The following is a 15,141-nucleotide window of genomic DNA, read 5'->3' as shown; positions in this document are numbered from 1 at the left end:
GTTAACGTGTGGTTTAGTACGTTCAAACTTGGCCTTTGCCATAATTTAATCCTCTTTTGTTAATATTAACCTAATGCTATTAGGTTATTTACTTTATTATCAACGCTTATAGGTTATGAAAATTTGACCCATTAAATTTAACAGGTCAAATTAGCTAACTTATAATTTTAACAGTGTCGAATAGGATTGAAGAATTTGACTGGTTTTAACAATCAAATTGCTAATCAAATTTATTCGTCATCATCTTTATGAGTGAATTTTTTGATGATTTCATCAGCAACGTTACGTGGTGTCTCAGCGTATTTTGCAAACTCCATTGAGTAGGTTGCACGACCTTGAGACATTGAACGTAATTGGGTTGCATAACCAAACATCTCGGCTAGTGGTACTTCAGCACGGATTTGTTTCACACCGCCAAACATATCATCCATACCTTGCACCATACCACGGCGACGATTTAAGTCACCCATGATATCACCCATATAGTCTTCCGGTGTTTCAACTTCTACTTTCATGACTGGCTCAAGTAGAACAGGGTTTGCATTCATAAAGCCTTTACGGAATGCCATAGAACCTGCCATTTTGAACGACAACTCATCTGAGTCAACGTCATGGTATGAACCATCATACAATGTTGCTTTAATACCAACGACTGGGTAACCTGCAAGAACACCATTTTTCATACGTTCTTGAATACCTTTGTCTACCGCACCAAAGTACTCTTTTGGTACCACACCGCCAACAACTTCTTCAGCAAATTCATATTCTTTGCCATCAGCAGTATCAAGTGGCTCAAGACGTAACCATACATGACCGAATTTACCACGACCACCAGTTTGGCGTACGAATTTACCTTCTTGCTCAACAGTGTTACGAATCGTTTCACGGTAAGCTACTTGTGGTGCACCCACGTTGGCTTCAACGCTAAACTCACGTTTCATACGGTCAACAAGAATTTCTAAGTGCAGCTCACCCATACCGCTGATGATAGTCTGACCAGATTCTTCATCGGTGTGAACACGGAATGAAGGGTCTTCTTTTGCCAAACGGTTAAGCGCGATTGACATTTTTTCTTGGTCAGCTTTGGTTTTTGGTTCCACTGCCAATGAAATAACAGGATCTGGGAATTCCATGCGCTCAAGGGTAATAATATTGTTTTCGTCACATAGGGTATCACCCGTGGTTACATCTTTTAGACCTACAAATGCAACGATATCACCTGCGCGAACTTCTTCTACTTCTTTTTGTGAGTTGGCATGCATCTCAACGATACGACCAATACGCTCACGTTTCATTTTCACTGGGTTATAAACAGAATCACCTTGTTTAGCAACACCTGAATACACACGGACGAAGGTTAAGTTACCCACGTATTTGTCATTCATGATTTTGAATGCAAGACCAGCAAATGGTGCATCATCAGATGATTCACGCGTCGCTTCAGTTTCCGCTTTGTCATCTAACACACCTTTGATCGCGTCAACGTCGTTTGGTGCTGGTAAGAATTCGATAACCGCGTCAAGCATACGTTGTACGCCTTTGTTTTTAAACGCAGTACCACAAAGCATTGGTTGAATTTCGCCCGCTAGGGTACGCGCACGTAAACCTGCTACGATATCTTCACGTGATAAATCACCTTCTTCTAAGTATTTATCCATCAACTCTTCTGAAGATTCAGCCGCTGCTTCAACCATGTTGCTGCGCCATTCATCGACGGTATCAGCTAAGTCAGCAGGAATTTCTGCGTATTCAAATTTCATACCTTGAGAAGCGACATCCCAAATGATGGCTTTCATCTCTAGAAGGTCAACAACCCCTTCGAAGGTATCTTCTGCACCGATTGGTACAACCACAGGTACTGGGTTACCACCAAGACGTTGTTTTACTTGGTCAACAACGCGGAAGAAGTTTGCACCTGTACGGTCCATTTTGTTTACGAACGCAAGACGCGGTACTTTATATTTGTTCGCTTGACGCCATACTGTTTCTGACTGAGGCTGTACACCACCAACTGCACAGTAAACCATACATGCACCGTCAAGTACACGCATTGAACGCTCTACTTCAATGGTGAAGTCAACGTGACCGGGGGTGTCAATGATGTTAATGCGATGCTCTGGGAATTGATGCGCCATGCCAGACCAAAAACAAGTCGTTGCCGCTGAGGTAATAGTGATACCACGCTCTTGCTCTTGTTCCATCCAGTCCATGGTTGCAGCACCTTCATGCACTTCACCTAGCTTGTGGTTTTTACCTGTATAAAACAAAATACGTTCAGTTGTTGTCGTTTTACCCGCATCAATATGTGCAGAGATACCGATATTACGGTAGCGATTTAAGGGTGTTGTACGTGCCATAGTTAATTCCTAAGGACTAAAGATTAAAATTATTCCATTATCAATAAACAGTTATGTCTTAAAATGAATAATAATTAGTTTTAACGTTTGATTGAAAGATCGACAACCAACTAGATAAAAGAAAGCCTTACTCTTGACATAAGTGCTGTATGATAAGAGCTTGCCATGACAAATGCATGACAAGCTTCTTTTTCAATATGCAATATTGGGCTAAATTTGCAAACTTCAAGTCACCCAATATCATCTATCTATTATAAGCTAATTGCTACCTAGGTGATAGCAATCAGTATCAATTAGAAACGATAGTGTGAGAACGCTTTATTTGCGTCAGCCATACGGTGAACTTCGTCACGTTTTTTCAGTGCATTACCTTTGCCATCAGCCGCGTCTAGCAATTCACCTGCTAAACGTAAAGCCATAGATTTTTCAGAACGTTTTGCAGCCGCATCAACTAACCAACGCATTGCTAATGCAGTACGACGGGAGGGACGTACTTCCATAGGAACTTGGTAGGTAGCACCACCCACACGGCGAGCTTTTACTTCCACCATTGGGCGAACTCTTTCTAACGTATCTTCAAAAAACTGGACAGGATCAACGCCCGAGTTTTTTTCTACAACACGGTCTAATGCACCGTATACGATTGATTCTGCAACTGATTTTTTACCGTCAACCATTACATGGTTAATGAATTTAGCAAGTGTTTTGCTACCAAACTTAGGATCTGGTAGGATTTCACGGGCAGCGATGACACGACGTCTAGGCATGATAATTTCCTTGTGTATTCAGGGTAGTCTGGTAGCTAAGCGGTTGCTTTTCACCAGCCTTACTGCATAGTATTGTAAAACTATAATCAACTATGCAAACAATGTTAAAAAATGGAGTAAAAAACGGCTAAAATTATGCTTTAGGACGTTTTGCACCGTATTTTGAGCGGCCTTGTTTACGATCTTTTACGCCTGCACAGTCAAGTGCGCCACGAACTGTATGGTAACGAACACCTGGTAAGTCTTTTACACGACCACCACGGATAAGTACAACACTGTGCTCTTGTAGGTTGTGACCTTCACCACCGATGTAGCTTGATACTTCAAAACCTGACGTCAAACGTACACGGCATACTTTACGCATCGCTGAGTTTGGTTTTTTTGGTGTGGTAGTGTATACACGGGTACACACGCCACGGCGTTGTGGGCAAGCTTTTAAAGCTGGCACTTTTGATTTTTCAGTAATGGTATTGCGACCTTTACGAATTAATTGATTTGTAGTTGCCATAAGGCACTCTCTCCCGTTTGTTGTCAAAAAATCTCTAAAAACCGCTAATAAGCTATTTTTAGGACAGCGTATTATAGAGATTTTTGTTGGTTTTATCAACTAAAAAATTACTTAGATGATGCAGATGGATAATACAAATAGCAATTGCTATCAAAATTTGAAAAAGTAGGGCAAGGCAAATTATCAAACATCGTGCTTATCAAGCACACCCGGTATCAAACACACTGTGAATCACATCACAAAAGACTAAAATAAAAAAGACCAAAACTAAAAGAACCAATGCGCTAACTTAAAAAACCTTAAGAAACTTATCGGTTAAAAGTCAACGCATTGGTTCTAGCTCAGTTATTATTTATTGTTATTATTCAATGATTCCAAAAAATTCAATTTAATGATGGTGATTTTAAATAATTGTAATTTTAAATTTCTTATTTTTTTTATAATTTTTTTTAAATTAACAACGTGATGTACTGACATTTTACTTTTATTTATTGGGGTTGTTAGTGGTTATTAAACTTGTCAACCGTTGTTAAATCTATTGTGTCAAATTTTAGCGAGTCGGTCTTTTTAGATTTGGTGAATAACGTTGATATTGATAACTAAAAATGTGACGTTACTAACGGGTTGTGTAAAAGTTTGTGTTACATGACTTAAATTAACGAGATCTATAGTAACTAGCCTTAAATTAGTAAGCACTAGCTACAACTAATAAAAAAGGCAAAAGCCAGATAGCTAGCTTTTACCTTGTTATATTAGCGCAAGATTATTCTTCAGTCATATGGGTCAACTTTGGCGCGGGGGCAAATACCGACATCGCAATTTCAATAACTTCATTGATAATAATATTATTGTAAGCCGTACCCAAGCCCACCGCAGTGAGTGGAATAACTTTATGTAAAAAACCGAAATTAAATTGCTCAATGTTAATATTAAACTGCGTCGATAGTTCTTCTAGTTTGGTTAATATCCCCATCGCTGATTGGCTGTCTTCTTCGGCAAGTACTGCCGCTCTATATTCTTCAATCGACTGGTCGGTCATCGCTTCAAATATACCCAAGCCTGCGAGCAAAGTTTGCTTTTCTTGCAATTTATTGAGATCCACTTTAGCTAAAATTTCATAAGCAATGGCGATACCTTGTTGTCCCGTCAACGGACGGTCATAAATTGCACTGATTTGAAAAATCGTCCGCAAACACACTGCCAACAACCACATTGTATCCACCAAAATACCGGGTAAACCTGCCAAGTTACTAAGTCCACCCAGCGTGGCTAAAGCACGGTTTTGATCGCCAATACTACGGGCTAGGGCTTGTCGTTCACTAGCAACCAAAGTGTCTTTAAAACGCGCATCACGCGCCAAATCAAAATCCGCCCAATTTTGCGACAGTTTGCCGACTTGGGAAAAAACCGCATCCGTTGCTTTATCAAAACTTGCCTTGGGGATTAGTGAGGTGGCCATTTTGGTATAGCTGCCAAATGGAGTTTTACCGAGTAGTTTTTTTGATAGTTTGGGAATATGCTCATGAAACGCATTTTTATCATTTGATAAGGCTTGTTGAAGGCTGTCAAAATCAATATCTGCTAGGGGTTTGGTTTGTATGGTATCTTTTGCGCTCAGTTGTGCTAATTTGTGACCTAGGGCTTCAAAGACACGGCGGCTAATAGAAGTAGAGGCTGACATGAGAGTTATCCTTAATATTATGCTTTTTTATTGGAAAATACTGTTGTAGTAAAACAGCGTAAAGAAAGTGACCGCACTTTTCAACTTTAATGCGTAAAGAGACGTTACACAATGATATCGTTTGCCGATTTGTTTGAGTGTTTCGCATATATCGAATTTTGGTAAAGACAAGATAACTAACCATAACCGTGATGAATAGCTGTGGCGTAAGAAATATTTTGTAACATTTTTGGGGAAAAACTAGGCAGGTGAAATTCAGAGGGGTACAATAGCGTGATATTTATCATCAATTGATTAAACCAAAAGGAATGGTATATGCAGCGCGTTGTAATCACAGGGGCAGGACTTATCTCGTGTATTGGTAATGACTTAGCCACAGTCAGCGAATGGCTACAGCAAGGCAAATCGGGCTTGGTATTTAATCCGATTTATCAAGAAAAAGGCTTTAAAGCCTGTGTCTCAGGTAGTATTGATGACGATAACCTAGATACTTCGCATATCGATCGCAAACTTAAACGCTTTTTGTCAAAAGCCAGTTTATACGCCTATCTAAGTGCGCTACAAGCAATCGAGCAAGCAGGATTGTCATTAACAGATATTGCTCATAACACTAATATCGGCGTGGTAGCAGGTTCGGGTGGGGCATCGAGTGCCGATGTGGCGGCAGCGGTCGACGCAATGCGCGAAAAAGGCTTGCGCGGTGTCGGCGCCATGGCAGTGCCAAAAACCATGGCAAGTACGGTATCAGCCAGTGTTGCAACGGGGTTAAAGATTGGCGGGGTTAGCTACTCTATTGCATCAGCTTGCGCGACCTCAACGCATTGTGTGGGTCATGCCATGGAGCTGATTCAATTGGGTAAGCAAGACATCGTGATTGCAGGGGGCGGCGAGCAAGAAGATTGGACACAATCTTGTATGTTTGATGGCATGGGCGCGATGAGCACACAGTACAATGACAAGCCGCAACAAGCCAGTCGCCCTTACGATGCAGATCGAGACGGCTTTGTGATTGCAGGCGGTGGTGGTATGGTCGTGGTTGAGAGCCTAGACTCTGCTAAACAACGCGGCGCGACTATTTTGGCAGAAATTGTTGGCTATGGCGCAAGCTCTGATGGGGCGGATATGGTAGCACCCAGTGGCGTAGGTGCGGTCAACTGTATGAAACAAGCGCTTAAACAAGCAGGCTTAAACTCCGTTGACTATATCAATACTCATGGCACTAGCACCCCTATTGGGGATATCACCGAGCTTGAAGCGATTCGCCAGGTGTTTGGAAGTGAATTACCACCGATTAGCTCGACCAAATCAATGACAGGTCATAGCTTGGGTGCGGTAGGGGTGCAAGAATTGATTTATTGTTTGTTGATGCTCAATCAAGGCTTTATTGCGCCCAATATCAATATCGAAAACTTGGATGAAAAAGCCAAAGATTTTGATATTGTGCGTGAGAAACGTGATGCAAATCTTAATACGATTATGACCAATAGCTTTGGTTTTGGTGGTACCAATGCCAGTTTAATTATCAAAAAGTTTGTTGAATAAATACTGATGGACGGTCATAATTGATAAAAATAGGCGATGACAGTTACCCGATTGTCGTCGCTTTTTTGACGCTAAATATAATCATAAAGGTAAAGCATGTACCCAATGCCAAGTTTACAACATCTTGCGCCCTCTCAACTCATCACCCTGTTACAACAGTTTAATACGACAAATGATCATGCAATCTATCCGCTTTGGCTCAATAACGAAGGTCAAAATGTTATCGGTTTATTGCCCAAAACAATTTTTGAAATACATTCTCAAAATCAGCTTACCCAAAAGCAACGTCAAAATTGCTCATTCGATGATTTTGGGTACTGTGATACTGTGATTAACACTGGTGCTGATACTGCCACTACTAATAGGGCAACTAAGGGTGTTGATATTGGCGAATTAACTGCTGTGCTTCAGGCTTATCAACATCAGCAACTATCATCTAAGCAGTCTGTTATCCAACATACCGCTAATGTGGGCTACCAAGATGGTTTAATGGGGTTTATTAGCTACGATTTATCAGCGCATCATTTAGCAAATGCAAACCACGTGCAAGCAAGTGCAACTCACGGGGAAGCCAGTTACTTAACGCCCAATCAGCCGCAGCTATTTTTGGGACATTATGATATTTATTTGACCTATCAGCACCAGAAGTGGCATTTACATACCACCACTGAGGAAGCCATGACGCAAGCCGTCAATATCGAAAACTGGCTGAATGATTTAGTCAGGTACACCAAGATTCCTACACCAAAGCCGCTTAGCTTGTTACCTCTATGGCAAAAATCTGCCTATAACCAAGCTTTTAACGAAGTCCAAGACTACCTAACAGCAGGGGACTGTTACCAAATTAATCTTACTCAGTGCTGGCAAGGTGAGTTGTCCAATCAGCAGTTGGTGGATTATCTGCCAAGCTTGCATCAGTCCACCCAGGCGCCGTTTGCAGGATATCTAGCATTCGGTGATTATGAGTTACTAAGCTGCTCGCCCGAATTGTTTTTTACCTTTGCCAACAATGCCCAAGACGAAAATTGCATTATTACCAAACCGATAAAAGGCACGCGCCCACGCGGACAAAATGTAGCCGCTGACCAAGCCAATAAAAATGAACTTGCCAGCAGCGAAAAAGACATCGCCGAAAATGTCATGATTGTCGATTTGCTGCGTAATGATTTGGGCAAATATGCTAAAACTGGGACGGTAAAAGTCCCAAAACTGTTTGATATCGAAAGTTTTAGCAATGTGCACCATATGGTGAGTACCATCACCGCCACCCTCAAAGATGACATCAGCCCTTGGACGGTATTGTTTGAAAGTCTGCCCGCGGGGTCAATCACGGGTACACCCAAAAAGCGCGCAGTAGAAATCATCAATGAATTGGAAGCCAAACCGCGCGGGGCTTACTGTGGTACGATGGGGTATCTCAATTTTGATGGCACAGGGCAATGGAATGTGCTGATTCGGACGCTACAAGCTTCAGATAATAATGTCACTCTGTGGGCAGGCGGCGGCATCACGATTGCGTCAAACTGTGACGCAGAATACCAAGAATGTTTTGATAAAGTAGGAAATTTACTAAAAATATTGCACCAGTAAAGTTACAACAACCTGCCATCAAGTGCGGTATTGAGTTCAGCTGCACTGATGGGCGCGCTTTCGTCCTCAAAGGGATTAAACACTGGCTTAATATCATAAAAGGCGATATGGGTATCCACAATCGCCAATTTTTTGCGACCCAGTTGCTGGCTAAATGCCAATAACTGTGCTTGATGAGCGAAGCGATAAGTTACCACCTCGCCTGTTTCGATATTTTGGCATTTGATAAAAAACTGCATACTAGGGTCACTCATGACGGTCAAACCAAATTTGTTAAGGTATCTAGTAAGCGCTGATTTTGTTCTGCCGTACCGATGGTAATACGCAAATAATCGCTAATTTTTGGTTTGTTAAAATGACGAACAATCACCCCTTGCGCCCGCAGTTTCTCAAATACCTGTATGGTTTCCCCCATTGAAGCAGGTGGTTTGGCAAACACAAAGTTGGCTTGTGAAGGCAAGACAGTAAAGCCTAATTGGGTCAAAGCTTGAGTGACATCATGGCGTAGTGCGATGACTTTTTGGTTGCAGGCAGCAAAATAATCGTTATCTTGTAAGCTAGCAACTGCGCCTGCTTGGGCAAGGCGGTCTAGGGGATAGCTGTTAAAACTATTTTTATACCGATTTAATGCTTCAATCAGGGAGTGATTGGCAAACGCCATGCCGACACGCAGCCCTGCTAATGAGCGAGACTTTGAAAAGGTTTGGGTCACTACTAAGTTATCATATTTATCAATCAAACTGACCGCAGAGGCATTGGGTGTGTCTGCAAAATCAATATACGCTTCATCAATCACAATGACCGCATTGCGATGTTCTTGTAGGAGTTTTTCGATATCCGCCAGCGGCAAAAGTACCCCAGTTGGCGCATTGGGATTGGCAATAATAATGCCACTGCAAGGGCGGCGATAGTCATCGACATCAATGCTAAAATCGGCTTTGAGCGCAATGGTCACCAAATCCACGTGGAAAGTATCGGCATACACAGGATAAAAACTGTAACCAATATCAGGGGTTAATACCGAACGGTCTTTGACAAAAAAACAAGCAAAAATATGCGCCAAAACTTCATCAGAACCATTACCGACAAAAATTTGATTGGGGGCTACCTCATAAACTTGTGCCATCACCGCACGTAGTTCATCCGATTCTGGGGCAGGGTAACGCTTTAAATGATCGGCTTGATTGAGCAAAACTTGTGCGATGGCTTCAGCGACTTTGGGGGAGGGTGGAAAAGGGTTTTCATTGGTATTAAGCTTACACAGATTGTCATGTTTGGGCTGTTCACCCGGTGTGTAGGGCGTTAGGTTGCGAATCAAGGTGCTCCACAGTCGAGTGTTGATTTCGGGCGTTGCATCTGCGTTTGAAGTAAGCGTATCCACCATGACAAATCCTTACAAGATAATCAATGTGTTAAATCAATGTGGCCAGTCAATTTGCTAAGTCAATTTGCTAAGTCAATTTACCAAATCAAGTTACCAAACCAATGCGCCAAAAACTGGCACAAACAATACATAGTAGCATAAATTGGTTAAAAATTTATCTACCGCAGCCCACTGATATCATAAAATTTGGGCTCAACGGTTGAGCAAGACGGATAGACAGTGAATTTTTAGCCGTTATGTGAATAAACCGTGCGCTGGCTTGGTGAATGTGTTAAAAGATAACCTTTTAAATCAAGCCCGTTAAACTAAGCCCATGAAAATAAGCTTATTAAATCACCCGTGCTAATAGATTACCTAGTTAAAACTTTGGAAAATGTATGAAATTCTCAGCGTCGCAATCGAGCGAGTCAAATATTCACCCTGCTGCTAACGCGTCTCAGATGCCGGTAGCGAATGCCCCGAGCAAGGCATTAATTGTCACGGTAGTCATTGCCATTTTACTACTGGCTATCAATATGCGCGCGCCGATTATTGGGTTTGGCGCGGTGGCAAAGCTGGTTCAGCAGGACTTGGGATTAACGACCAAAACCATTGGTTTGATTGGTACGATTCCTGTCATGGCATTTGCATCGAGTTCGTTTGTTGCGCCTATGCTGTCACGGCGTATTGGCTTGGAAAACACCATGATTTTGGCAACCAGTTTGCTTGCCATCGGTATTTTTGTGCGGGTGGCGCATCCGCAACTAGGGTTTTTGCTAGCGGGCACGGTGCTGCTATCGTTGGCAATTTCACTCGGCAATGTGTTAATCCCGGCCGTCATCAAAAAATACACTCCCAATCACATTGGGCTTGTGATGGGAAGCTATTCGATGTTTTTATCGGTGTTTGCCGGCTTTGCGTCAGGCATTGCGATGTGGCTTGTCGGCTTGTCCAACTGGCAATTTGCACTGGGGGTATGGGGCTGGGTCTCTGTAGCAGCGGTGGCGGCTTGGCTAATGGTCGCCCATTTGCGGTTACGGCAAAAAATTAGCACCCATGATGATAATATCATCAACCAAGCGGTTGCCGAAGCAGGACAACCAAGCCGAAAATCAGTCTGGAAAATCCCGATGGCGTGGTGGATTAGTGCGTTTATGGGTTTGCAATCACTACTTTATTATACGCTCGCCAGTTTTTTACCGTCGTTACTCATTGATAAAGGGCTGAGCAAAGCGCAAGCAGGCAACGTGGGCATGGTCTTTCAATTGGTCGCTTTTCCTTCGATTTTACTGTTGACCAAATGGGTCTCTAGTCAGTGGAATTTACGCACGTTAGCGTTGCTTGCCGCAGTGGGAAACTTGGTAGGCGTATTTGGCTTTGGGTTTTTGCCCCTGCCAGGCTGGGTATGGGTTTGGAGTATTGCATCAGGCTTTGGATGCGGGATAATTTTTACCTTATGTATGATGATTTTTACCTTAAAATCAAAGGATAGTCAACAAGCCGCTGAACTGTCGGGTATGGCACAAACCGTGGGTTATAGCATCGCGATAACCGGTCCGATTGTGACAGGGTGGCTTAAAGACTTGAGTCATACTTGGACACTATCGATGGGGTTTTTAACCATTTTAATGGCGCTTAATTGTGTGTTTAGTTGGTTGGCAACGCAAAACAAAGCGATTGAATAGTAAGGAAAAATTCAGCATAACCTTGCGCGTTTTCCCCCGTATTTTATGTTAAAGGCTTGTGTATCTTTCAGCTAAATTGAGTAAAAAATCCTGTTTATTGCCAGCTTTTTATCTATACTGTGAGCGTCATTACCAATGCAATTAAATAACTGCAATAGTGTTGGTAATGCTCTGTTTTATCCTTAACAACTATATAGCCAATCTTGATAGCCAATCAGGCGATAACGTTGTCTAGTCAAGATTAGCCATCTTATAAAATTAGCCACAAAAAAAATCATCAGAGGAAAATAACATGTCAAACGATAAACGTATTTCAGACACAATGGAACAAGCGCTAAACAAGCAAATGATGGAAGAAGCCACACAAGCGCAGGCGTATATTGCGCTAGGCAGTTGGGCGGAAGTGAACAATTACCCAGGCATTGCAGATTTTTTCTACAAACATTCTGCTGAAGAACGTAATCATATGTTCAAATTTTTAGCTTATATCAATGAGCGTGGTGGTGAAGCTAAAATTGAAGCAATTCCCGCACCGCGTGACAACCCTGTCAGTCTTGAAACCTGTATTGAAGATGTTTGGCAACATGAGTTAGAAAATTCAAAAAAAATCTATGCACTTGTGGACCAAGCCATGGCAGAGCGCGATTGGGCAACGTTTAATTTCTTACAATGGTTTGTCAAAGAACAAATCGAAGAAGAAGCATTAATCAATAACCTACGTGATAAGTTTGCTTTGGCATCAAAAGATAAAGCGGATAACCAAAACTTCTATGAGTTGGATAAAGATATGGCATCAGCCTCCCAAGAAGGTGATTTGCCGCGAGAAAAATCGGTGGAATAATTTTTGCCGGCATAAAAAAAGCTGAGAATTAATCTCAGCTTTTTTTTACTTCATTATTTTTAATTTCAGTTTTTACTTCAGTGTCAGCTTAGGTTTGTAAATTAGCTTTTTAAACTAACGTCACTGGCATCGACGGGCAATTGATTGGGTTTTAACGCCACTGGCTGTGAGACCAACGCCGCTTTAAATACTTCATCAATCGTTTCTACTGGCTGGATGCTTAAGCCCTGTTTGACATTGTCAGGAATATCAATCAAATCACGCTCATTGGATTTTGGAATCAACACGTGTTTGATACCGCCACGATGCGCTGCAAGCAGTTTTTCTTTCAAGCCACCGATACGTAATACTTTGCCACGCAAAGTAACTTCACCCGTCATAGCAATATCGGGGCGAATAGCAATACCTGTCATCGCAGAGGCTAACGCAAGCGTTAACGCAATACCGGCGGATGGACCGTCTTTGGGGGTCGCACCTTCTGGCATATGCACGTGGATATCTGTGCCTTTGAGCTTATCGTAGCTGACGCCTAAGCTATCAGCACGAGCACGAACCACCGTCATCGCAGCACGAATCGACTCTTTCATCACATCGCCCAATGAGCCGGTAAAGCTTAGTTCACCTTTACCTTGCACCGCAACCGCTTCAATGGTCAACAGCTCACCACCGACTTGTGTCCAAGCCAAACCTGTGACACGGCCGACCTCAGGTTCCTGCTCCGCCAAGCCATAATCGAATTGGTATACACCCAAGTAATCAGCGACGTTCGAACTATCGACCGTTAATTTGTGTGCCGCGGGTTTATCTTCCGCTTTGTCTTTGCCCGATGATTCAACGTTTTGTTTCACCACTTTGCGGGCGATTTTGTTGATTTCACGTTCAAGGTTACGCACACCTGCTTCACGGGTATAACGCTGTACAATCGCTTTGAGTGCCTCATCGGTAATATCAATCTCAGTATCACTTAAGCCATTTTGTTGAATCGCTTTTGGTACTAAGTATTTATCGGCGATACTGATTTTCTCATCTTCGGTATAACCTGGAAGACGAATCACTTCCATACGGTCAAGTAGCGCAGGCGGGATATCCATACTATTGGCGGTACAGATAAACATCACTTGTGATAAGTCTAAATCCATATCCAAGTAGTGATCGTTAAAGCTATGATTCTGCGATGGGTCTAACACTTCAAGCAGCGCTGAAGCAGGGTCACCACGAAAATCTTGCGCCATTTTATCGATTTCATCGAGTAAGAATAGCGGATTTTTTACGCCCACTTTTGAAAGTGATTGTACGATTTTACCTGGCATAGCACCAATATAGGTACGTCGGTGTCCACGGATTTCAGCTTCATCTCGTACACCACCCAATGCCATACGGATAAACTCACGACCTGTCGCACGGGCAATGGATTCACCTAAGGATGTTTTACCCACCCCAGGCGGACCTACTAAGCAGAGAATCGGACCTTTTAAGGTATCCACGCGAGATTGCACTGCCAAGAACTCCAAGATACGATCTTTCACATCTTGTAAACCATAATGGTCAGTGTCAAGGACGTCATGGGCTTTATTAAGGTCGATTGAGACATCACTGGTTTTGTTCCAAGGGGTGTCTAAAATCCACTCGACATAGTTGCGCACGACCGATGACTCAGAAGAGGCAGCAGGCATGGTTTTGAGTTTACGAAACTCATTTTCTGCTTTTTTACGCACCGCTTCTGGCAAATCGGCTTCCGCTAAACGTTTTTCTAGCTCAGCAATATCGTCATCTTCATAATTCTCACCGCGTTCTTCATGAAGGTCAGAAAGCTCAGATTTTATCGCTTTCATTTTCTCATTTAAGAAATACTCGCGCTGGTTGTTTTCCATTTGGCGACGGACCGCTTCTTGTAATTCTTGCTCGATATTGTGCTCGGCACTTTGCTGAATCAAATAGTCTGACAACTCTTTGATATGCGCAGTCAAATCATCGACTTCCAAAAAGTTTTGTTTAATCGATAAATTGAGTGAGACACGCGTCGCAATGAAATATACCAACTCTTCAAGTTGCGTGATGCGCTCAGCCACACGAATCAACTCGCGTGAGTTACGTAGGCGATTTTCGGCATATTTGCTAAACAAAGCAACTAACGCTTCTTTGTGCGATTTTTGCGTTTTAGCCGTCATATCCACGGTGATAGGCGCTTTTTCAAAATCAGCAAGCAATACCGCTTCTTCTTCATCGGTGTCTTGAATGTCGACCAATTTGGCACGGTACAGACCTTCAATCAGCACTTTGATGCAATTTTCGTCATTTTCGTGTGGCATGGTATTGACGACACGGCACACCGTACCATATTCAAATAGATTACTGGCATCAATGTCTTCAGATAGTGAATCTTTTTGTGCCACTACCAATACTTTATTGTCAAATTCATTCTGCGCAAGCTCGACTGCTTTGACCGAGGGTGCACGACCCACAAATAAAGCAATTTGCATTTGTGGATACACCACAACATCACGTAAAGCTAACAATGGTAGCGTAGTGAATTCTTGCGACTCAGATGATTCTGGATTTGTCATTAAAACATCATCTTGCATATACTATGTCCCCTTAAATAACACAACAAGCAACTAACCATTTGTGAGCAAATGATGGCTTGCTGATAGACTTAAAAATATAAATGGCGTCAATGCAAAAAATTGCAAGGCTGGTCACACAAAGGGGGAAAAAACGACCAGCCAAAGGCGATAAAATGGTAAACAAGTGCTAAAAATAACCACCGCAATCGTGCACTTAGCCTAATGTCACTTTGATATTGATTT

At 42.4% G+C, this 15,141-nt stretch carries 11 protein-coding genes; 4 read left to right on the top strand and 7 right to left on the bottom strand.

All coding sequences use genetic code 11. From position 1 onward, the window contains the following. Positions 1–230 precede the first annotated feature (230 nt). From fusA to RT034_RS09725, 4 genes are all read right to left on the bottom strand, one after another. A complete protein-coding gene (fusA, locus tag RT034_RS09740) occupies positions 231–2,357 on the bottom strand; it encodes an elongation factor G (protein WP_313016234.1) in 2,127 nt (708 codons plus the stop codon). Positions 2,358–2,650: 293 nt separating this feature from the next. Beyond that, positions 2,651–3,124, bottom strand: a complete 474-nt coding sequence (gene rpsG / locus RT034_RS09735) for a 30S ribosomal protein S7 (protein ID WP_007116467.1) — start codon at positions 3,122–3,124, stop codon at positions 2,651–2,653. Positions 3,125–3,257: 133 nt separating this feature from the next. After that, entirely contained in the window at positions 3,258–3,632 is a 375-nt protein-coding gene (gene rpsL, locus RT034_RS09730; RefSeq protein WP_007116468.1) for a 30S ribosomal protein S12, read from the bottom strand. Positions 3,633–4,395: 763 nt separating this feature from the next. Then, complete coding sequence (locus tag RT034_RS09725; RefSeq protein ID WP_313016230.1) at positions 4,396–5,313, bottom strand: EcsC family protein; 918 nt, start codon at positions 5,311–5,313, stop codon at positions 4,396–4,398. Between the two features lie 315 nt (positions 5,314–5,628). Between RT034_RS09725 and RT034_RS09720 the strand changes: the two genes are divergently transcribed. Continuing rightward, positions 5,629–6,855 carry a beta-ketoacyl synthase N-terminal-like domain-containing protein gene (locus RT034_RS09720; protein WP_313016228.1) on the top strand — a complete coding sequence of 409 codons (1,227 nt, stop codon included), beginning with the start codon at positions 5,629–5,631 and terminating at the stop codon, positions 6,853–6,855. A 105-nt stretch (positions 6,856–6,960) separates the two neighbouring features. Beyond that, complete coding sequence (locus tag RT034_RS09715) at positions 6,961–8,445, top strand: anthranilate synthase component I family protein (RefSeq protein ID WP_313016226.1); 1,485 nt, start codon at positions 6,961–6,963, stop codon at positions 8,443–8,445. A gap of 2 nt (positions 8,446–8,447) precedes the next feature. On the opposite strand, the gene RT034_RS09710 is transcribed toward RT034_RS09715, so the two are convergent. Both RT034_RS09710 and hisC read right to left on the bottom strand, forming a co-directional pair. Continuing rightward, the gene (locus tag RT034_RS09710; protein WP_313016224.1) at positions 8,448–8,699 is read right to left on the bottom strand and encodes a hypothetical protein; all 252 of its coding nucleotides are present in this window, start codon (positions 8,697–8,699) and stop codon (positions 8,448–8,450) included. Between the two features lie 5 nt (positions 8,700–8,704). Beyond that, complete coding sequence (gene hisC, locus RT034_RS09705; RefSeq protein ID WP_313016222.1) at positions 8,705–9,829, bottom strand: histidinol-phosphate transaminase; 1,125 nt, start codon at positions 9,827–9,829, stop codon at positions 8,705–8,707. A 377-nt stretch (positions 9,830–10,206) separates the two neighbouring features. On the opposite strand from hisC, the gene RT034_RS09700 reads away from it, so the two are divergent. Continuing rightward, positions 10,207–11,493 carry an MFS transporter gene (locus RT034_RS09700; protein ID WP_313016220.1) on the top strand — a complete coding sequence of 429 codons (1,287 nt, stop codon included), beginning with the start codon at positions 10,207–10,209 and terminating at the stop codon, positions 11,491–11,493. Between the two features lie 292 nt (positions 11,494–11,785). Then, entirely contained in the window at positions 11,786–12,334 is a 549-nt protein-coding gene (locus RT034_RS09695; RefSeq protein ID WP_313016218.1) for a ferritin, read from the top strand. 101 nt (positions 12,335–12,435) lie between these two features. Here the strand turns inward: RT034_RS09695 and lon are convergent, their stop codons facing one another. Then, positions 12,436–14,916 (bottom strand): endopeptidase La, encoded by a 2,481-nt coding sequence (gene lon, locus RT034_RS09690; RefSeq protein ID WP_313016216.1) that lies wholly within the window; start codon positions 14,914–14,916, stop codon positions 12,436–12,438. Positions 14,917–15,141 lie beyond the last annotated feature (225 nt).

The organism is Moraxella sp. CTOTU48841, assembly GCF_032061225.1.
Lineage (GTDB): Bacteria > Pseudomonadota > Gammaproteobacteria > Pseudomonadales > Moraxellaceae > Faucicola > Faucicola cinerea.
Note: the sequence above shows the minus strand (reverse complement) of the source record. Positions and strands in the feature narration are given on the sequence as shown.

What these genes read in the sequence shown, in the direction of transcription:
- fusA (WP_313016234.1), bottom strand. Translation starts at nt 2,357, where the DNA reads ATGGCACGTACAACACCCTTAAATCGCTACCGTAATATCGGTATCTCT.
- RT034_RS09695 (WP_313016218.1), top strand. Translation starts at nt 11,786, where the DNA reads ATGTCAAACGATAAACGTATTTCAGACACAATGGAACAAGCGCTAAAC.
- rpsG (WP_007116467.1), bottom strand. Translation starts at nt 3,124, where the DNA reads ATGCCTAGACGTCGTGTCATCGCTGCCCGTGAAATCCTACCAGATCCT.
- RT034_RS09720 (WP_313016228.1), top strand. Translation starts at nt 5,629, where the DNA reads ATGCAGCGCGTTGTAATCACAGGGGCAGGACTTATCTCGTGTATTGGT.
- rpsL (WP_007116468.1), bottom strand. Translation starts at nt 3,632, where the DNA reads ATGGCAACTACAAATCAATTAATTCGTAAAGGTCGCAATACCATTACT.
- RT034_RS09700 (WP_313016220.1), top strand. Translation starts at nt 10,207, where the DNA reads ATGAAATTCTCAGCGTCGCAATCGAGCGAGTCAAATATTCACCCTGCT.
- RT034_RS09710 (WP_313016224.1), bottom strand. Translation starts at nt 8,699, where the DNA reads ATGAGTGACCCTAGTATGCAGTTTTTTATCAAATGCCAAAATATCGAA.
- RT034_RS09725 (WP_313016230.1), bottom strand. Translation starts at nt 5,313, where the DNA reads ATGTCAGCCTCTACTTCTATTAGCCGCCGTGTCTTTGAAGCCCTAGGT.
- RT034_RS09715 (WP_313016226.1), top strand. Translation starts at nt 6,961, where the DNA reads ATGCCAAGTTTACAACATCTTGCGCCCTCTCAACTCATCACCCTGTTA.
- lon (WP_313016216.1), bottom strand. Translation starts at nt 14,916, where the DNA reads ATGCAAGATGATGTTTTAATGACAAATCCAGAATCATCTGAGTCGCAA.
- hisC (WP_313016222.1), bottom strand. Translation starts at nt 9,829, where the DNA reads ATGGTGGATACGCTTACTTCAAACGCAGATGCAACGCCCGAAATCAAC.